This is a genomic window from Methylobacterium sp. Leaf113 (genome assembly GCF_001423325.1).
In the GTDB taxonomy this organism is placed as follows: Bacteria; Pseudomonadota; Alphaproteobacteria; order Rhizobiales; family Beijerinckiaceae; genus Methylobacterium.
In genome coordinates, this window is sequence record NZ_LMNJ01000010.1 from 70558 (window position 1) to 86808 (window position 16251).

At 69.6% G+C, this 16251-nt stretch carries 24 protein-coding genes and 1 pseudogene; 10 read left to right on the top strand and 15 right to left on the bottom strand.

Annotated elements, in window-relative coordinates; all coding sequences use genetic code 11:
* The first annotated feature begins 355 nt into the window (after positions 1–355).
* Positions 356–1864, top strand: a complete 1509-nt coding sequence (locus ASF60_RS08570; protein WP_082507823.1) for an integrase family protein — start codon at positions 356–358, stop codon at positions 1862–1864.
* On the opposite strand, the gene ASF60_RS08575 is transcribed toward ASF60_RS08570, so the two are convergent.
* On the bottom strand, positions 1831–2031 hold the full coding sequence (locus ASF60_RS08575) for a hypothetical protein (RefSeq protein ID WP_056183419.1): 201 nt from the start codon (positions 2029–2031) through the stop codon (positions 1831–1833). The genes ASF60_RS08570 and ASF60_RS08575 overlap by 34 nt on opposite strands.
* 63 nt (positions 2032–2094) lie before the next feature.
* On the opposite strand from ASF60_RS08575, the gene ASF60_RS24345 reads away from it, so the two are divergent.
* Together ASF60_RS24345 and ASF60_RS08580 are read left to right on the top strand one after the other, a co-directional pair.
* Entirely contained in the window at positions 2095–2361 is a 267-nt protein-coding gene (locus ASF60_RS24345) for a hypothetical protein (RefSeq protein ID WP_156633963.1), read from the top strand.
* A 192-nt stretch (positions 2362–2553) separates the two neighbouring features.
* Complete coding sequence (locus ASF60_RS08580) at positions 2554–3141, top strand: metallophosphoesterase (RefSeq protein ID WP_056183421.1); 588 nt, start codon at positions 2554–2556, stop codon at positions 3139–3141.
* Between the two features lie 287 nt (positions 3142–3428).
* On the opposite strand, the gene ASF60_RS08590 is transcribed toward ASF60_RS08580, so the two are convergent.
* The 10 genes from ASF60_RS08590 to ASF60_RS08645 form a co-directional block, all read right to left on the bottom strand.
* The gene (locus ASF60_RS08590; RefSeq protein ID WP_056183424.1) at positions 3429–3683 is read right to left on the bottom strand and encodes a hypothetical protein; all 255 of its coding nucleotides are present in this window, start codon (positions 3681–3683) and stop codon (positions 3429–3431) included.
* An 8-nt stretch (positions 3684–3691) separates the two neighbouring features.
* Entirely contained in the window at positions 3692–3964 is a 273-nt protein-coding gene (locus ASF60_RS08595; protein ID WP_056183426.1) for a hypothetical protein, read from the bottom strand.
* 45 nt (positions 3965–4009) lie between these two features.
* Positions 4010–4420 carry a hypothetical protein gene (locus ASF60_RS08600; protein ID WP_056183427.1) on the bottom strand — a complete coding sequence of 137 codons (411 nt, stop codon included), beginning with the start codon at positions 4418–4420 and terminating at the stop codon, positions 4010–4012.
* A 101-nt stretch (positions 4421–4521) separates the two neighbouring features.
* Complete coding sequence (locus ASF60_RS08605) at positions 4522–5139, bottom strand: hypothetical protein (RefSeq protein WP_056183429.1); 618 nt, start codon at positions 5137–5139, stop codon at positions 4522–4524.
* A 595-nt stretch (positions 5140–5734) separates the two neighbouring features.
* A complete protein-coding gene (locus tag ASF60_RS08620) occupies positions 5735–6766 on the bottom strand; it encodes a hypothetical protein (RefSeq protein ID WP_056183436.1) in 1032 nt (343 codons plus the stop codon).
* 72 nt (positions 6767–6838) lie between these two features.
* The gene (locus ASF60_RS08625; RefSeq protein ID WP_056183438.1) at positions 6839–7084 is read right to left on the bottom strand and encodes a hypothetical protein; all 246 of its coding nucleotides are present in this window, start codon (positions 7082–7084) and stop codon (positions 6839–6841) included.
* The gene (locus ASF60_RS08630) at positions 7084–7773 is read right to left on the bottom strand and encodes a hypothetical protein (RefSeq protein WP_056183440.1); all 690 of its coding nucleotides are present in this window, start codon (positions 7771–7773) and stop codon (positions 7084–7086) included. The genes ASF60_RS08625 and ASF60_RS08630 overlap by 1 nt, the downstream gene beginning before the upstream one ends.
* Positions 7774–7849: 76 nt before the next feature.
* The gene (locus tag ASF60_RS08635) at positions 7850–8212 is read right to left on the bottom strand and encodes a hypothetical protein (protein WP_056183442.1); all 363 of its coding nucleotides are present in this window, start codon (positions 8210–8212) and stop codon (positions 7850–7852) included.
* A 64-nt stretch (positions 8213–8276) separates the two neighbouring features.
* The gene (locus tag ASF60_RS08640; protein ID WP_056183444.1) at positions 8277–8636 is read right to left on the bottom strand and encodes a hypothetical protein; all 360 of its coding nucleotides are present in this window, start codon (positions 8634–8636) and stop codon (positions 8277–8279) included.
* On the bottom strand, positions 8636–8908 hold the full coding sequence (locus ASF60_RS08645) for a transcriptional regulator (RefSeq protein ID WP_156633965.1): 273 nt from the start codon (positions 8906–8908) through the stop codon (positions 8636–8638). Before ASF60_RS08645 ends, ASF60_RS08640 begins: the two co-directional genes overlap by 1 nt.
* A 272-nt stretch (positions 8909–9180) precedes the next feature.
* On the opposite strand from ASF60_RS08645, the gene ASF60_RS08650 reads away from it, so the two are divergent.
* The 3 genes from ASF60_RS08650 (at position 9181) to ASF60_RS08660 (ending at position 11272) form a co-directional block, all read left to right on the top strand.
* A complete protein-coding gene (locus tag ASF60_RS08650) occupies positions 9181–10083 on the top strand; it encodes a hypothetical protein (RefSeq protein WP_056183446.1) in 903 nt (300 codons plus the stop codon).
* A complete protein-coding gene (locus ASF60_RS08655) occupies positions 10083–10556 on the top strand; it encodes a hypothetical protein (RefSeq protein WP_056183448.1) in 474 nt (157 codons plus the stop codon). The genes ASF60_RS08650 and ASF60_RS08655 overlap by 1 nt, the downstream gene beginning before the upstream one ends.
* An 86-nt stretch (positions 10557–10642) precedes the next feature.
* The gene (locus ASF60_RS08660) at positions 10643–11272 is read left to right on the top strand and encodes a hypothetical protein (RefSeq protein WP_056183450.1); all 630 of its coding nucleotides are present in this window, start codon (positions 10643–10645) and stop codon (positions 11270–11272) included.
* A gap of 174 nt (positions 11273–11446) precedes the next feature.
* On the opposite strand, the gene ASF60_RS08665 is transcribed toward ASF60_RS08660, so the two are convergent.
* Together ASF60_RS08665 and ASF60_RS08670 are read right to left on the bottom strand one after the other, a co-directional pair.
* Positions 11447–11740 carry a hypothetical protein gene (locus tag ASF60_RS08665; RefSeq protein ID WP_056183452.1) on the bottom strand — a complete coding sequence of 98 codons (294 nt, stop codon included), beginning with the start codon at positions 11738–11740 and terminating at the stop codon, positions 11447–11449.
* A 266-nt stretch (positions 11741–12006) separates the two neighbouring features.
* A complete protein-coding gene (locus ASF60_RS08670; RefSeq protein WP_056183454.1) occupies positions 12007–12858 on the bottom strand; it encodes a hypothetical protein in 852 nt (283 codons plus the stop codon).
* Positions 12859–13221: 363 nt separating this feature from the next.
* On the opposite strand from ASF60_RS08670, the gene ASF60_RS08675 reads away from it, so the two are divergent.
* The 3 genes from ASF60_RS08675 to ASF60_RS08685 all read left to right on the top strand — a co-directional run bounded on the left by ASF60_RS08675 (position 13222) and on the right by ASF60_RS08685 (position 15193).
* Positions 13222–13560, top strand: coding sequence for a hypothetical protein (locus tag ASF60_RS08675; protein ID WP_056183457.1), 339 nt, complete (start codon positions 13222–13224; stop codon positions 13558–13560).
* A 163-nt stretch (positions 13561–13723) separates the two neighbouring features.
* Positions 13724–14665 (top strand): hypothetical protein, encoded by a 942-nt coding sequence (locus ASF60_RS08680; protein WP_056183458.1) that lies wholly within the window; start codon positions 13724–13726, stop codon positions 14663–14665.
* A 9-nt stretch (positions 14666–14674) separates the two neighbouring features.
* On the top strand, positions 14675–15193 hold the full coding sequence (locus ASF60_RS08685; protein WP_056183460.1) for a hypothetical protein: 519 nt from the start codon (positions 14675–14677) through the stop codon (positions 15191–15193).
* Here ASF60_RS08685 and ASF60_RS08690 read toward each other — a convergent pair.
* Positions 15171–15443 carry a hypothetical protein gene (locus ASF60_RS08690; protein ID WP_056183462.1) on the bottom strand — a complete coding sequence of 91 codons (273 nt, stop codon included), beginning with the start codon at positions 15441–15443 and terminating at the stop codon, positions 15171–15173. The genes ASF60_RS08685 and ASF60_RS08690 overlap by 23 nt on opposite strands.
* 15 nt (positions 15444–15458) lie before the next feature.
* Positions 15459–15779, bottom strand: a complete 321-nt coding sequence (locus ASF60_RS08695) for a hypothetical protein (protein WP_056183464.1) — start codon at positions 15777–15779, stop codon at positions 15459–15461.
* A gap of 83 nt (positions 15780–15862) precedes the next feature.
* Here ASF60_RS08695 and ASF60_RS08700 point away from each other — a divergent pair.
* Positions 15863–16251: pseudogene (locus ASF60_RS08700) on the top strand (IS5 family transposase); the annotation flags it as partial.

The following is a 16251-nucleotide window of genomic DNA, read 5'->3' on the forward strand; positions in this document are numbered from 1 at the left end:
GACGCGTTAAGCCGGGTTCTCCCGATCCCGGCTATGGTCGGGGCAACCCGCGACCACGCGTGCAGGATGCTGTCCGGCGTGGAGCGCAGGCAATCATGCGCAAACCTGGTCGCCCGGTTTGGTTCATCACGGTTTCGTCGGGAACAAGGGGATGTGGAGCGGGTACCGGGAATCGAACCCGGGTATTCAGCTTGGAAGGCTGACACGCAAGGTTCGCGGCGATCTTCCTGATCTCTCCACCGCTTACCAAACCACTGGATACCCTGTGGAATCCCCGCTGGGAATCACTGGGGACTCTTGCCATCGGTTTCCGGACCCGGCTGGTATCAGGCTGGTATCAGCCCCCGGAGCCCGTATGGCAACCGCCCCCAACACCTGGAGTCGCACTCGCGCCCGTCTTACCGCCACCCACGTGAAGGCGGCGCAGAAGCTCCTCGCGGGCGGCCGGATAGAGGGCCGTGGCCACGAGTGGGCCGACGAGCTGGAGCGGGGCCTCGTGCTCCGCGTCGGGAAGACCGGCGGCGCCTGGTATCTGAAGACGGAGCAGCGCACCGTCCGCCTCGGCGACATGGACCTGCCGGTCGCCGCGGCGCGCGAGGCGGCGCAGCGCTCCCGCGTCGACCTGCGGGACGGGCGCGTTCCGAGCCGAGCGAACCTGCGCGTCTGGCAGGAGGCGCACCGGCGCGGCATGTCGCCGGCCGACGCCCTAGACGCCGCGTTCCCGGAGACGGTTTCGGAGCAGAGCCAGGAAGAGCGCCGTCGCGACGGGCCCTGGGAGTGGGCCGACCTTGTCGACCTCTACCTCGCGAAGGTCCTGCCAGGGTTCGTCCCGCGATGGGCGACACAGTTCGAGAAGCACCTGCGGCGGGCGGTGACGGATGATCTGGCGCGCAAGCTCGCGGCCGACGTCGATCAGGCCGATCTGCTACGCGTACGGGATGCCGTCGCCGCGGACCGCACCCCGAGCGCGGCCGCCGACACGATGGAGGCCGTCCGCGCGGCCCTTGACTGGGCCAAGCGCGATCAGCCGATCCTGTCGGGGCTGGCACGGATTCCGTATCCCTGGTGGCGCGACGGGCTGCACGTCGACTGGTCCTCGACGCCGAGGGAGCACACGCCGACCGTATCGGAGCTAGTCCGGACGCTGATCATCGCGGAGCGGCACCGCAGCCTCGGCGGGACAGCCAAGGAGACCTCCGACGGCATGCTGGCCGCACTGTGGGCCGTCGTGTTCACCGGTCAAAGGGCGGGTGCCCTGACGGGTACGAAGAAGGCGACGGTGCGGTCCTGGCCGGAGCGCCCGGGCTGGCAGATCTGGACGTGGACCGCCGCGGAGATGAAGGGTCCCAAGTCCGCCAAGTCGAAGAAGGCGGCAAGGCCTCACGCCGTTCCGATCCCGCCCCAGGCCCTCGCGGTCCTGGCACGGTTCAAGACTGACCCGGAATCCCCATATCTGTTCCCTTCGCGCGTGGCCGGCAAGGCGGTCTACCCAACCGGCCTGACCCAGCTGTTCGGCCGTCTCCAGGGCGACCCGAAGGGCGGCCGCAGCGGCAAGATGACGGAGCGCCCCGGCGCGGACCTGTTCGCGGCTCACGACATCAGGCCGTGGACCCCGCACGACGTCCGGCGGACCCTTCCGACGTTCCTCGACCTGGAGAAGTTGGCCGGCGCCGGGAGCGCGATCCTCGCCCACAAAGCGGCCGCTCGCACCGGCGCCGACGCGGAGCGCGAGCTCGCAGCCTCTATTACGTTGAAGCATTACATCCACAGCCAACGCCTCGACCTCAAGGCCGAGGGAATGAGTTTGTGGGTCGCCGCTGTCCTTGAGGCCTACGAGGCGGAGCGGGCGCGCCTCGGGTCCTGAGCCCGCCGGTCGCGTCCCAGGGCCCGCGCGAGATCGGCCGGGCGCTCGGCCTGGATCATCCCCCGACCGCCGCGGCGGATCTCCGCCACGTCCTGCTCCAGGGACCGCCACAGGGCGTCCCGCTCGTCGCCGGCGGTCGCGTTCCGCAGATCCTCGTAGCTCAGCATTGACCCCTCCATCCCTGAGAACAGATAGGGAACGCGCATGATCGGAAAAGGGTGCAGGATTGGATGGACGAACCTCGGACCCTCGGGGAATTCCCCTATCGGCGCATCCGCGTGACGTGCCGCTGGTGCCCGCATCGCCGGGGGGCCTACTGCGTCGAGCGGATGCAGGCGCGCCTCGGGCCCGGAGCGAGCCTCGACACCGTAATTCGTCTCATCACGGCCGGATGCCCGCACCCAAAGGCCTGGGAGAAGCGGGGGCCGAGCCAGTATCCGCCCTGGTGCCGGGCCGCGTTCGAGGACCTCCGGCACGGGCGTCCGCCCGACCGTTAGGCATTCCTTCACCGTGATCGCACGCCCCGCCCAGGGTCGCCTTGACCGAGGGAATCGTGAGCTGCGATCGTGACGACTCACCCGGCCCGAGAGGCACCGATGAAACGAATAGCGCCCCCCGACGACGACGAGATCCCATCCCCGGGGGCGTGACGCTGAGCGCGCGCAGCCCCCTCTACGGAGGCTGCCATCATGAAGAACAAGACCCGCGCCACTTTTTCGTCCCACCGTGTGTGGGCCACGGCGGACACGCACTTCGGCCACCGGGGCATCCTCAAGATGGAGGGCCGCCCCTGGGACGACGTCGCCCGCCACGACGATGACCTCGTCTATGCCTGGAACAGCATGGTCCGCCCCGGCGACGACGTGTTCCACCTCGGCGACTTCGCGATGAACTCCTCGGCCGAGCGGTGCCAGGAGATCTTCGCCCGCCTCAAGGGCAACAAGCACCTGATCATTGGGAACCACGACGGCCCGCGTCACCTTGCGCTGGGCTGGGCGAGTGCGCCGGAGATGCTGCGGACCATCCACGTGGACAACACGCGGCTCGTACTGTGCCACTACGGCTTGAGGACCTGGAACGGCGCATGGCGGGGCGCCCTCCACCTCTACGGGCATTCCCATGGCCGGCTGCCCGGCACGAGCCGGTCCTGCGACGTCGGTGTGGACGCCTGGGGCTACCGGCCGGTGTCCCTGCCCGAGATCAAGGAGCGCCTTGCCGCGACACCGGAGGCGCCCGAGGAGCAGCGCATCGAGGCCGAGGAAGGCGACAATGCGTGAGGTCACCTGCTGCAGATGCGGCCGGGTCTCCGTCGCCATCACCGCGGCGGAGGCCCAGGCCCATGTCGCGGAGGTCAACGCCTGGCGGGCGACCCTGCCGGCGGACCGCCGAGACCGCCACTATCCCCACCCGGCCAGCGTCGATTCGTACGGCTGCCCGGGATGCGGATCGTGGGGCCCCTACAGGCCGGCGCTCCCCGGGGACGCCCCGGACAGCGTCACGATCAGCCGGGTCATCTGGGACAGTGCATAAGGAAAGGGCCCCGGATCGCTCCGGGGCCCTTTTGCTATCCGCCCTCGATGTCCCGGGCGATCTGGGAGGCGTCTGCCGCCCGCTCCCGGAGGAGCCGGACCAGCAGGGGCCCGACCCATTCGGGTATCTCACGCTGCCCAGAGGCCCAGCGCGCGACCCGGCGGGGGTCGACGGATTCGCGCGTGCCCTCGGGATGATGCTCGCCGAGAAGGCGCCCGACGGCGTGGCGCCACTCCTCCGTTCCGAAGAGGGCCTCCCCGGCCTGGCGGAGAAGGAGTGGCGTGAGCATGGCGGGCCTCAGAACTCGAAGTTCAAGATCGCGTGGCAAGCCTCGGCGTCGCCCTCGCCGAGGAGCGCCTCGTCAGCCCGGTCGCGCTCGTGCTCCAGCCACTGCTCGATCATCAGCAGGGCGAGGCGGCTGGCCCTCGTGGCGGCGGTGCGGGCCGCGGTGACGGCGGGGGTGTCGGTCCCCGGGGCGTAGGCGAGGACGGCTTGGGCGGCGACCTTCGCCTCGGCGACGGCGGCTTCGGCCTGGGCGCGGGGGCGGGTCAGGGCGGCGGTGTTGGTCATGGTCGAGGTTTCCCTTTCGATTGGGCGGCGGAACCGGCCCGGTGATCAGATCGTGTTCGGCGAGGTTTCGAGATGGGCGTGGGCTTCGTAATCGTCCTCGAAATCAAGTCGGTCGAGGTCGACCTCGACCCCGGTGGTCTCCTCCTTGGGGCGGGTGCGGGGGTGCGCAGCCGGGGCCGTGTACGTGAGCGCCAGCATGTAGCGCCCCTCGGCGCAGGCGACGTCGGCGGCCCACCTCTCCCAGACGTGCCGGGCCTCGTCGATGCTGTGGGCGGTGACGATGAGATCGAGGTCCGGGTTGACCGGCTCCCACTGCGAATCGACGACTTGGCACGTGACGAGGCGGGCATCGCGGCGGTGGCGCTTGAGGCCGTCGGCGATGTCCTCGCGCTCCCGGCGGTTGGGCATGCGGACCGGCTTTGAGAAGCGAGCGGTGCGGGGGAGAAGCTTGTTCATGGTCGGAGGTTTCCCATCGGATTGAGCGGCGGAACCTGCTCACCCCCCCATGGTACCCCTCGGCCGGCATCCCACAATGGCCGCCGGCCGACTTTTTTCGATCAGCGCCAGTAATCGGCGCCCAGGGCGGCAATCGCGCGATCCCGCGCGTTGGCGGTGCCGAGCTCCAGCCTCCTCTCCGCCCTGTCCCGCTGCCCCTGGAGGTCGTAGTCCTCCTGTCCCCCCGCCTCGTGGCTGTGCTGCGTCAGCAACAGGATGACGTCGCCCGGATCGGAGCCGAAGATCTCGACGATGAGCTCCCGCGCGGCGGCCGTCTTCAGGTCGATCAGCCGGTCCGTCTCCGGGATCGACATTCGATCTGTCATGCCGACACTCCAGTTGTCGTACAGGGCGTCCGAGATCAGGCCGAGCACTTCCTCCGGATGCTGGAGCCTGTCGCGCACGCCGGTGCGGTGGCGGTGGACGACGCAGATCTCGCAGGCCTCCGCCAGGGCCAGGGCCTTGGGCTCACCGGCCTCGACGCGGGCGACCCACAGCCGCAGCGATTCGTAGGCCTCGTCGGGGAGCTCCCACACGAACTCGTGCCTGTCTGTCGTCCACTCGCGCTCGGCGGCGATGGGCCACGGCTTCACGCGGGCCTTCCCCTTCTGGCGGGGCGGGTTCCACGGCCTGTCACTGGGGCTGAGGGTCTGGGTGGTGGTCTGGGTCGTCTCGGACATGACGTGCTCCTGCGGTGCGGCCCGTGGGCGGCATGCGAAGGAGCTAGCCTAATACGCAAGGCAAAAGACAGCACAATGCAAAGCTGTGGTTAATACCATGCGGTAGTTAATTGCAATCTGCCAGTTGCTCCCCGTCGATGCAAGAGGAGCCCCGAGTTACGGTTAACGAGACCTTGCCGCGATACTGCCGTTTCGCACGCATTCCATCAGGCCGGGCGCCTCCGCCTCGACGCCCGCCGCCAGGGCCCGCGCCTGTTCCAGGAGGACCTCGCGCAGCGTGAGGTCCCCGGCCGGCGGGCCCGCCTCTGGGAGGGGCGCCACGGCATGGACGCCGCGGCACGCGCCGAGCACGACAGGAGGGAGGCGGCGGGGGAATGCGACGATGCTCACGCGACGTCCTCGTTCGGGGCCCTGGCTAGCGCTTGGGCAATGGGGGCGATGTGATGGAGGCTCGCCCAACGCTTGAGCGGGCGAGAGGTGTTCCCACCGGGGTACGCCCGGGCGCGCCAAGCGGCCCGGGCGAAATCCAGGCTTGTGTGCCGGGAGACGATGACGCGCGTCGCCCGGCACACGATGGCATGAGTGGCCGTCGCCATCAGGCGGCCTCGGACAGGTCTGGGGCGGCCAAGTGGTGCATGAGGAGGTCCACCGCCTCGCAGCCGAGGACCTCCACCGCCTGCGCTAGCAGAGTGTTCGCCTTGATGACGCGCCTGACCGCTTGAGCCTGGAGGTCCTCGACCGGATCGGGAACGGCATCGAGGGGCTCGCCGAAGGAGCGCTCGATCTCGCGCTCAAGGGCGTCGCTTCCGGCCGTGACCGCCTCCTGGGTCATGGGCACGGATTCGGCGAACGCCTTGATCGCCGCCTCGGCCTTCGGCGTCAGGGCATAGGCCTCCTCCTTGACGTTCGTGCCAGGGCTGAGGTCGACCCGCTCGAACGCTGAAAGGACCATGGCGTCCATGATTTCACGCCCGACAACGACGGGCGCTGGGTCGTAGGACACCTTATCGATCTGCCCGAACTCGACATGCCGCTGCGTCCGAACGCAGCCATCCGGATTGCTGTAGGTCACCTCCACGATGCGCCCGGTCGGCACCGCCTTGCCGGCGAGGAGGTCCCGCAGCTTGCGCTCGCTGGCCTCGTCGAGGACGTGGATCGCACCCTGGCGCAGGGTGCGATGCCGGGCGTCGAACAGGGTCCAGATGTTGCCCTGGGAACCATCAGGGGAACCCCTGCCAAGCGCGGCGGCGACCTCCGCGGCGGTCGGATTGGGCTTGCGCATCGCCGCCTGCGCGGCGTGGTATCCGACCGTGCCGCCCTGCCTCTCGATCAGGGCCTGGCTCGGGCCGACGATGAAGGTCTGGGGGGCCGGCTCGTCCGGAGCGAGAAACCGGTCCTCCTCCCAACTGAATGCGGGCCACTTCACCCTGTCCTTCGCCCACCGGTAATTCCGAGCAGCTTCCTTGGCTGCCCTGGCGACCGTGGCGACGTCGGAGCCCTCAGGCAGGAGAATGGCTTTGGAGTAGAACTCGGGCCAGCCAACGCGCACGACATATTCCCGGTCCGGGGTGTTGCCGGTATCGGGGACGGTGAACTCGGTCCTGAAGTCTGAGGTATCTCTGCGCACGGTGGCGCTCCTTTCATGATGGGGGGATGGCCTTGGGATGCGCCCCTGCCGCCGAGCGCGCGACGGGGATGGCTATTGGTCAGCCCGCCTCGGTGCGGGGATGGCGGAATCCCCGTCGGCGACGCCCGTGGCGGCCCCGATCATCGCGAGGACGGCGAACGCGAAGCAGAAGGCGGCCGCGAAGATCAGGGCGAACCACGTCGCGACGAGGAGATCCATGCCGTGCCCGGAGGCGACGAACGCGATGATGACGAGGGCGGCCGCGCTGGTGGAGACGCGTCCGGGGCCACCCGCGACGAGGCTGAGGAGGGCGCGCATCAGCGGAGCCCTGCGATCTGCATGTTCATGGTGATCTCCCGCCCCAGACCGTTGAGGAAGGTGACCGCAACAGTCGTTTCCCGGCTCTCCTTCGTGAGGAACCGGTCGAGCTCGCTCGCGATCTCGGGGGCGAGCTCCTGCAGGCGGGCGAAGGCATCGGCGTCCCACGTGCCGCGGCCGCCGGCCCATGCCATCCGGATCTTGTCCCGGAGACGGGTGACCTCGCGGACCACGCGCATCGCGCCCCTGAAAGTCCCGCCCGCAGCGTCGTGGAAGGTCCTGCCGACGATGTCGTCGTCGTTGCCGTAGGTCCGCCCCCCGGGGATGGGGGACATCATGGCCAGCATGTCCGCGTCGGTCACCCGGCTCCAATCCCCGAGGCGGCGCGCCTCCGAGATCCGGGCACTGATCTCGTCCTGCTCGCGGACGGCCTTCTCGTTCGCGGTCTCCTGTCCGGGCACGAGCTCGGCGGTCCGGACGGTCGTCACGCCGTCGACCGTCGTCCGCTCCATGATGTACGGGCGCCCGGCCTTCGCCTTCGGTACGATCTCGAAGCCTGCCTCGACGATGGCATCTTGGATGCCCATGGCCGCCGGATAGGGAGGATTGCCGTAACGATTGCGGATCACGCCCGCGATAATGGCGTCGACCTGAAGGACCTGGTCTGCGGTGAGCTTGGTGCTGCGCACGGGGCGCTCTCCTTATGTGTGGGGGGATGCTGATCGGATGAGCGCCCCTGCCGCCGGGCGCGTCGACGGGGCGGCCTCAAGCGGCGACGGATTCGGGAGCGGCGGAGTAGGAGGCGGCCATCTCGGCGAACCGCGGGCCGTCGAGGATCTCGCGCACCTTCGCGATGGCCGCGAGCAGGCTGGTCGGATCGTCGATGCCGACCTGCTTCGCCATCTCGACCACATCCTCCTCCCTGTCCCCCGAGAGGTCGAAGACGGTATCGAGCCCGATGAGGGCCTGAAGTGCATCCGTTTGCGTGGAGTGGGTGACGTTTATGCCCCGCTCCTCAAGGCGCAGCAGGATGCGCTCGGCGACCTCGTTGGCCGGGCGCCTGCCCGAGGCGGCGATTTCGCCGGCGATGTGCGCGTGGGCCTGTTCGCGCAGGGTGGGCTTGCTCATGACTACCTCGGGGATGGGGGTGGGGATCGTGGGGCCACTCTCGCCTGGCGCGTCGACGGGGATCTCAGCAGCCGGGCGGCGGGGCCTCTCCGCGACTGATGGCGAGGTTCCGGGCGGAGACGTCCGGGCGAAGCGGGTCGTCCCGGTCGAGGCCCGCAACCACCGCGGCGTGAGCCTCCTCGATGGTCTCCTCGCGGGCGGCGACGGCCCGGGCCTCGGCGAGGGCGGCGTCGATCCGTCCGACGGCCCAATGCGCGGCCGCGAGGAGCCCGGATTCCACTTCGCGGATCGCCTCGGCAACGCCGTCGCCGCCCCTTCCGCCGGTTTTGGAGCGGGCCTCGGTCAGGGCGGCCTGCAGGCGCTTGCGGGTCTCGACGGCGTCGAGGGAGACGAGGCCGTCGACGAAGGAGCGGGGGGCGGACATCAGTCAGCCATCGCGGTGACGAGGGTGACGCCGTCGGCGTCGTGGAGGGCGATCTCCTTGGGGGTGCGGACCACATAGAGGGGCTCGCAGCGCCTCAGGCCGAGGGCGCGCAGGATCGATTCCCCCGGCCCGCGCCGGCCGTGGAGGACGTCGCCGACGTAGACGTCGGACACACCGTGACGCCTCGCCCAGCGAGCATTTCCGCCGGCGGCGGCGCAGGCCTCCCGCAGTTGGGCGAGGACGTCCTCTGTGCTGAGTAGCTGATCGCGCATGCGTGGCCGACAGTCATCGTTTGAAGGGATGACGCTAAAGTACCCCGACCAAGCTCATTCGCAAGGGTTCACCCGAACAAAGGCGAACTAAAAATGATCGCTCTCGTTAGATGCACAAATTACGTAAAAAATCTGCACATTTTACGTCAACGGTAACTTCGGCTTTGACGTATCGATTGCTTCCTGTGGCCGATTTTTATTTGTGCTGGCCCTTCGCACGGCGGGGGGCGAGTGCTGAAATACGTCAAATAGCTAATTGACGGAGCATCCCCATGGTCACCCTCGTCCTTCTCCTCGTCGCGATGGGGGCCATCGCGGCCTCGGCCGTGGCGGCATCGCATTCCCCCCTGCCCGTGGAGCAGGCCCTGCCCGTCGGCGTCCTCGGGCTGGCATGGCGCAACGCCGGGACGCGCCAGACCCGCTTCGGCCAGCGCACGCTCTGGCTGGCGGACGCCCCCGACCGGGACGTTGCCCGCTACTCCCGGGCATACTCCGCCGGCAGGGATGCCCTTCGCGAGGCCGGCTTCTCCTGGGACAGCCTGACGCCCGTGTGCTGGGAGGCCGTCCCCGCCCCGGCCGAGGATGACGTCCTCGCCGCCGTCGCGGTCGCCGAGGCCGCCGCGGATGCCGTCGACGCCGTGCGGGAGCAGGCGCGCGTCGAGGCGATCAGGGCCGCTGATCGGGAATGGATCGCCAACGGGGCCCCTCGCGCCGAGGCCATCGCCGCCCTGCGGGAATGCCTCGAAACGAAATCGTGGGCCTGGAACAAGAGGAAGAAGACGCTCGCCGAATCCCTGCTCGGGGACCGCCCGTCTGTGCGGGATGCTGTCCTCGCCCGCGAGCTCGTCGGCGAGGTCGAGCTCCTGATCGAGAATGTCACCGCCCGCCTCGAAGCCCTGATGGAATCCCCCTGGTGGGAACGCGCCGGCATCGAGGCCGTCCGCGTCGCCGTCCACGAGGGCTGCCGATTCCTGAGCGACCGCGACGAGGACCGCGCCGCCCATCGAAACGGGATCGGGTGGTCCGCCGCGCACTCGCACGTCGGGCACGTCCTCGCGAGCATGGAGAGCCTCGATCAGGCCAAGGCCGCGCATGCGCTGCAGGCGGTCTACCCCCACCGGCGCCAGCTTACCCCCGAGCTCCGGGCGGGCATCTTCGGGACGGAGGCCGTCTGATGGCCCGCCGCGTAGATCCCCGACAGATGTCCCTGCTCGACCTGCTCGCCGTCCCGGAGCCCGCCTGGTGGTACGACACATGGAAGGATGGCGATCCGATCCCGGCGGGGTGGTACCCGCCGAAACCAGGCGCTGAGGGGAAGCCAACCCGTGTCTCGATCAGCACCCAGGGTCTGGACGACGCTCTCGCCGACGAGGTGATCCGTTTCCTGAGGCAGGGTTGGTTCGCCGGGCACCCATTCCCCATCGCCGGGGTGCATGAAACGGTCCGGCGCGACGGTGAGGTCCTCGCCGTCCTGGAGGCCTACGACGGCGGGCTCGCCGAGGTCCGGCTTGAGGGCGAGCCGGGCGCCTGGAAGATGTGGTGGCAATACGTCCCCGGGGCGTCCGCCCGGGAATGCTACAGCGGCCTCGCCTTCGAGGAGACCTCCCGGACATGGCAGCGCCTGCCGGCCATCACGTCGCTCGACTAGCCGACACCCCCGTACGTACGCCCCTGGTGAAATTCATGCTCACCCGGAGAATGGAAACGTCGCCCCCCAGAAGGAAGCCCGTCCCCATGTTCAAAGTCGCCCGAGCCATCCTCGTCGCCATGGCCATGGCCCTGGCCACCACCCTGCAGTTCGTTTTCGAGGCGGGGAAATGGGTCCTCAAAAGCGTCCGGAACCAGTTCGCTCCCCCGGTCGGCGCCGGCGCCGGCATCGAGGCGGCCCTGGAGGACGGCTCCGCGGTCGGATCTCAGATCGCCACCGCGGCGCAGGCCCCCCGTCCGGAGGCCGCCAACGACCTCGGATTCGAGCTCAAGCTCCTGCCCGAGGCCCCCTACGACGCGTTTAAGGATTACGGCGCAATCGCGAAGGCCTACATCAGGTCGCGGGTGTGCGCCCAGGCCGAGCCGGATCTGTCCGCCCTCGACGAGACGACCGAGGCCTGGCTGCGCGGGCTCACCCTCGCCGAGTGCCAGCGCCTCGCGACGACGCCTCCCCGGAGGCTCGCGAGTCACATTTTCGGGGATCACCTGTTCCGCAACTTGGCCCCCTGCCACGTCCGGGACCCCGCAATGCCCGCCCTCCTGCTGGCGGACACGGATGCCCCGGACGACCGCCACAGGGAGATCCTCGACGACCTCGCCGACGACCCTGACCTCGTCCCGGGCCATCAGGCACCCTGGGCATCCCGGGCCGCCTGAGACGCCCCATCACTCCGAAACGACGAAGGCCCGCCCCTCACGGAGCGGGCCTTTTTCATGTCCGGAAACCCTGGTGTGGTCGGTTATCGCACCCCCAAGAAAACCGTTGCGCCTTTCCGTGTGCACACACGGTGTGCGCACGTCAGCACGCGGAATGCCGACGTGCGCACACCCTCATGCCGCGATGCGACGCCCCTCCTTGGCGGCGCGGGTTAGGCGGCCCTCGGCCTCCAGGGCGCGCGACCGCATGACGGCGAGCCCGCGCTTCAGGGCGGCGTTGGTCTGCTCCAGGGCGGTGTTCTCGGCGCGGAAGGCCAGGACGAGACGCCCGAGGACCTTCATCACGTTGAGGGCCCGAGCGACCGCGTCAACGTTGCGGGAGGCCTGAACCGCGTCAGCCTCTGCCTGCAGGGCGATGCGGTCCTGGCGCGCCCTGAAGAGCACGCCGGCGAGACCCTGGCCGCCCATGTCGAAGGGGGCAACGATGCTGTGGGGGGGGGCGACATGGGGGCATCTCCTCTGGGCTGGCGAGGTGACGATCCCAGCTCGCGGAATCCTCGTAAAGCGACGATTCCCGCCACGGTTAAGGATACCCTGGGCGGACTACGCAAACCCTGAGCTTTTGAGAGGCCCTGCAGGTCAAGTGTTCGTGCTCCCAATTGCGTCCCGTTACTCCTAAGGTCTGTAACGGGGAATCCGCGATTGGTAACGCGGAGTCCGAGTTGTGCGTACGCTCAGAAGATCGCGATGAAGCCGATCAAATCGGCGAGGGCGGCGTCCTGCGAGGCCGGCGCCGTCAGGCTGATGACGTCGCCGATCTGAACGGGGATGGCTTGGCCGCCGGCCGTCGTGAACGTGCCAGTCTTGCTCCCGGCTGCAAACGCCACGGTTCCCACGGCACCCCCGTTCACCGCCAGCGTCAGGGTCACCGCGGCCGCAGGGGCCGTCCCCGCCTTGACTTGGCTCCCGTTGAAATCGGTAGAACCCTTTTGGTTGGGGCCGATGTAGCCCGTCCGGTGGATCATGCTCCGGATGAGGAGCGCCCCGGCCGCCGGCTTCCCGACGGTGGCGATGCGGGCCGTGCGGCCGGCCAGCGTGGAGCCGATGTTCTCCAGCTTGGTCCGGCAGGCGGCGAACTCGTCGCGCACCAGGTCTGCGACCGCCTCGATGGGGATCACGGTCCCGGCGAGCTCCTCCTCCATCTCGGCGGTGTTCGCGAGGGCGACGGCCCGGCGCCGGTCGGCCTCCTCCTTGTCCTCCCAGCCCGCGGGCCGGGGCGGGGCGCCGTCGGGATCGGACGCGTCGGGGCCGGGCTTGGCCTCCTTGACCGCCCGGTCGATCAGCCACTTCACGACGTCGGCGATGTCGATGTCGTAGGAATCCCCGGCGCGCTCGGGCTCGCGGGCCACGGGCATGCCGTCGGCCTTCCAGCGGGCGACGGTGCCCCGGTTCACGTCGAGGAGGGTCGCGACCTCGCTGGCCGACTTGAGGCGGACGGACTTGCCGCTCGGGTTCGTGGGTTTCGAACGGTACTTCTCGGCCGGTGTCGTCGGGCCGAGGTCCGCCTTGCTCGCCTTGGCTGCCATGGGGGGGCCCTCCAGGGTGGAGTGGACCCGGCCGGGGCGCGTGTTTTCCACGCGCAATCGGCGGTCATGCAGCAGGGGGTCGCGCGCGCGTCCCTTGGAACGGGTCGACCTGCTGCTGCTGCACGGTGATTTTCCAGGATTTTTCAATCGAGCGAGGTCCCGGGCGCGAACGCAACCCCGCACGATCCGCATCGCCCAGGGGACCCCGCCAGGGGGGTGGTGTGGCCTATAGCCTGCCCGTCAGGCTGAAATACTTGCTGAAACGGTCGCTGTTATTGCGTTTGAGCCCTCTTCGACTGCCTAGAGGGCTTGCAAGTCTCGTAGAGGGCGGGCATATTACTGATGTCGAACGGAGCAAAGCAGATGACCAAGTCCCAGATCTTCACCACCGCCTGGATCAAGGCCCGCAGCAAGGCCCAGACCTCCGGCCTCACCGCCAAGGCCATCTTCCCCGCCGCCCTCCGCGAGGTCTACGCCTCCCTCCGGGCCGAGCAGGGCCACACCGGGATGGGCCTCTACCGGGCCGGCGACCTTAACGGCGCCGCCACCCACTTCGCCCACGAGTACCAGGGGATGGCCTACTGGGAGGCCGCCGACGCCGCCGAGTACACCGCCTGGCTCGCCGCCACCCGGGACACCCGGTTCTACGCCGCGGTCGAGAGCGCCCAGGACGACCTCCGGTTCTACGCCACCGCCGCCTGAGGCGCCCCGGCCTCCCGGCCCCAGGGCCAGCCACCGTCCCAATTCCGGGACGCTCCAACCCCGACAGACGACGACTTGCCGATGCCGCAGACTGCGGTATATGTAGATCGCCGGCGCAAGCCGATGCCTCCCGGGGCGATCCGGGCCGACGATGGAGAGACCGATGCCCAGCACCACCACCCCCACAGAGATCACCGCCACCCACGTCCTCGTGTACGGCGCGGAGCATCCCGCCGAGATCGTGGACCGCCGCCTCGACGGCCGCCTCCTGGTGGCGAACCCCGGCAAGGCCAACGCCTGGCTGGTGCTCGATGGCGCCGCGCCGCCCAAGGCCCTGATGAAGGCGCTGAAGGGGCTCGCCACCGAGAACGACATCCGCATCGTCGTCCGCAAGAAGGAGCGTCCCGAGGCCGTGGCCGAGGCCGTCGCCATCGTCGAGTCGTTCATGACGGACGGCTCGGCCGAGAAGGCTGCGAAGCGCGAGGCCGGCGCCAAGAAGGCCGCGGCGACCCGCGCCGCCGAGCGTGCCGCCATTGAGCAGGCCGAGCGCGAGGCTGCCGCCCAGGCCCGCGCCGTCGCCCATGCCGAGGAGCGCCGCCGCATCGACGAGGCGACCCGCTCGGCGCGCGAGGCGGCCGCTGCCGAACGCGCCGCGGCCCGGTACGCGGAGGAGGCGCGCCTGTTTCGGGTCCGCTCCCAGCGCACGATCTACGTCAAGGACGAGGCCCCCTGCATCGGCGAGACCTTCTTCGTCGCCGTCGGCGAGGACGGGTTCCGCGGACACCACGTGGTCGCCGAAAGCCACGGCAAGGCGTGGGTCGACCACGAGGGCGACACCGTCTGCTACGTCTACTGGCGCCACGCCACCGGGGAGGAGCGCGCCGCCTACGTTCCCGCGCCGCGCCGTCCCGTCGTCACGCTCCGCGCCGAGCGCGCCCCCCAGGTCGGGCAGGCCTTCCGCCTCCGGGACGGCACCGAGGTCGTCGCGGTCGACGTCCGTCGCCGCCGCTACCTCGACGACAGCAGCGAGGACGTGACCTCGTTCTACTCGTCCGAGCTCTGGGGCCAGCACGTCGTCGACGTCGAGTACGAAGCCCGCACCTGAGGAACGCCGATGACCTGGACAGTACGCGTGCGCGCCCACGACGGCGGCGAGATCCTGGAGAAGGCGAGCTACGGCTCGCCCGAGGCCGCGATGGCCGCCTACCGACTCCTGCTGGCGCGTGAGGACCTCGCCGGCGAGCCAGTGGCCGCGGTGTTCAAGCCGCCCCGCGGCGTCGTCTCGCCCAACAACATCGCGACGTGGTTCTCGCGGTTCGACAAGGATCTCGGCGCCGGGCGGATCGGGCCCGACGACCCGAGGCTCGACCCGTATGCCGACGAGGCGACGTGCCGGGCGGCGGTCTCGACGCCTCTCCCGTCCGGCGCCGGCCCGCGGGATTGGGAGGCGGACGGGCGCGACCTGTCCGTGCTCCTCAAGGAATGGGCGCGAATCCGGGGCGGTCGCGACCGGGCCGCGGATGCGCTGCGGGTGTCGCGGTCGACCTTCGACGGCTGGTGCGACGGCCGGGGCGCGAGCCAGGAGCGCATGGTCCGCCGGCTGATGACGCTCACCGACCGGTCCGGGGGCTAGCCACCGTCCCGATCAGGCCCTCCCAGAGGGCGTCCGCCATGGCCGCCTGGATCTCGCCATCGAGCTGGTGGAGGCGCACCTGCAGGTCGTCCCTCAGGCTCTCCATCCCCCGGCGCGCAGCCGAATGGATGAGGGGATGCACGTCCGCCGGTGCCGTCACTGGATGGCCTTCGATGGAGTGGTTGACCGAGGCCGGCGTCCGTTCGACGACGCCGCGCTGGCGCTGGAGGATGCGGTGCTCGTCGTTCATGCCCGATCCCCCTGGCTATCCGAGGCCTCCCCGTCCCGTCCCAATTCCGGGACGCGTGGGGCCTGCCGCATCGAGTCGTGCGGCGCCCTGCGCGTCGAACCCTGCCCACGCGAACGGGTCGGCCGGACGCTCGGCCCGACGGCGCGCCTCGGCCAACGGCATGGCGACGACATGACGGTGCGCCACCTCCCCGCCATCGGTCAGCGTGATCTCCACCAGCTTGGCGTGGACGATGATGGGATGCGGTCCGTCGTAGTGGCGGTCCCCGGCCACGGCGAGACCGGCGATGCCCTCGGGCCCGTAGACGAGCTGCGGCTCGCATTCCGACACCCACATGCCTAGGGTGTGAACCGGACCAAGACGTTGCGAGAGTTCTGGTTTTGTGATTCAGAGCCGCCGTTTGCAGCACGGAGGCGGCGATGGYGGACCTGTTCTGGCTCTCGGATGAGCAGTGGGCGGTGATGGAACCGTTCATGCCCAAGAACCAGCCTGGGCCAGAGCGGAACGATGATCGGCAGGTCATTTCCGGCATCCTGCACGTGCTGACCTCAGGCTGCYGCTGGCGCGACTGCCCGGCCGCGTATGGTCCGCGCACGACCGTCTACAACCGCTTCAATCGCTGGTCCCGCCGCGGCTTTTGGCGGGCGATGCTGACCGCGCTGGCCAAGGGCGGATGGGGTGGCGAGGCGGCCGCCATCGACAGTACCTACGTCAAGGCGCACCGCTCGGCGCATGGCGGTAAAGRGGGGCTCGTACGCAAGGCATCGGCCCGTCGCGTGGYGGCCAGACGACCAAGATCCACGCCCTC

Coding starts and splice junctions, on each gene's coding strand:
- ASF60_RS08690 (WP_056183462.1), bottom strand. CDS start 15,443: ATGAACGACGAGCACCGCATCCTCCAGCGCCAGCGCGGCGTCGTCGAA.
- ASF60_RS08640 (WP_056183444.1), bottom strand. CDS start 8,636: ATGTCCGCCCCCCGCTCCTTCGTCGACGGCCTCGTCTCCCTCGACGCC.
- ASF60_RS08605 (WP_056183429.1), bottom strand. CDS start 5,139: ATGTCCGAGACGACCCAGACCACCACCCAGACCCTCAGCCCCAGTGAC.
- ASF60_RS08670 (WP_056183454.1), bottom strand. CDS start 12,858: ATGGCAGCCAAGGCGAGCAAGGCGGACCTCGGCCCGACGACACCGGCC.
- ASF60_RS08650 (WP_056183446.1), top strand. CDS start 9,181: ATGGTCACCCTCGTCCTTCTCCTCGTCGCGATGGGGGCCATCGCGGCC.
- ASF60_RS08660 (WP_056183450.1), top strand. CDS start 10,643: ATGTTCAAAGTCGCCCGAGCCATCCTCGTCGCCATGGCCATGGCCCTG.
- ASF60_RS08680 (WP_056183458.1), top strand. CDS start 13,724: ATGCCCAGCACCACCACCCCCACAGAGATCACCGCCACCCACGTCCTC.
- ASF60_RS08625 (WP_056183438.1), bottom strand. CDS start 7,084: ATGCGCGCCCTCCTCAGCCTCGTCGCGGGTGGCCCCGGACGCGTCTCC.
- ASF60_RS08665 (WP_056183452.1), bottom strand. CDS start 11,740: ATGGGCGGCCAGGGTCTCGCCGGCGTGCTCTTCAGGGCGCGCCAGGAC.
- ASF60_RS08655 (WP_056183448.1), top strand. CDS start 10,083: ATGGCCCGCCGCGTAGATCCCCGACAGATGTCCCTGCTCGACCTGCTC.
- ASF60_RS08590 (WP_056183424.1), bottom strand. CDS start 3,683: ATGCTCACGCCACTCCTTCTCCGCCAGGCCGGGGAGGCCCTCTTCGGA.
- ASF60_RS08695 (WP_056183464.1), bottom strand. CDS start 15,779: ATGTGGGTGTCGGAATGCGAGCCGCAGCTCGTCTACGGGCCCGAGGGC.
- ASF60_RS08595 (WP_056183426.1), bottom strand. CDS start 3,964: ATGACCAACACCGCCGCCCTGACCCGCCCCCGCGCCCAGGCCGAAGCC.
- ASF60_RS08580 (WP_056183421.1), top strand. CDS start 2,554: ATGAAGAACAAGACCCGCGCCACTTTTTCGTCCCACCGTGTGTGGGCC.
- ASF60_RS08600 (WP_056183427.1), bottom strand. CDS start 4,420: ATGAACAAGCTTCTCCCCCGCACCGCTCGCTTCTCAAAGCCGGTCCGC.
- ASF60_RS08685 (WP_056183460.1), top strand. CDS start 14,675: ATGACCTGGACAGTACGCGTGCGCGCCCACGACGGCGGCGAGATCCTG.
- ASF60_RS24345 (WP_156633963.1), top strand. CDS start 2,095: ATGGACGAACCTCGGACCCTCGGGGAATTCCCCTATCGGCGCATCCGC.
- ASF60_RS08645 (WP_156633965.1), bottom strand. CDS start 8,908: ATGCGCGATCAGCTACTCAGCACAGAGGACGTCCTCGCCCAACTGCGG.
- ASF60_RS08675 (WP_056183457.1), top strand. CDS start 13,222: ATGACCAAGTCCCAGATCTTCACCACCGCCTGGATCAAGGCCCGCAGC.
- ASF60_RS08570 (WP_082507823.1), top strand. CDS start 356: ATGGCAACCGCCCCCAACACCTGGAGTCGCACTCGCGCCCGTCTTACC.
- ASF60_RS08575 (WP_056183419.1), bottom strand. CDS start 2,031: ATGCTGAGCTACGAGGATCTGCGGAACGCGACCGCCGGCGACGAGCGG.
- ASF60_RS08635 (WP_056183442.1), bottom strand. CDS start 8,212: ATGAGCAAGCCCACCCTGCGCGAACAGGCCCACGCGCACATCGCCGGC.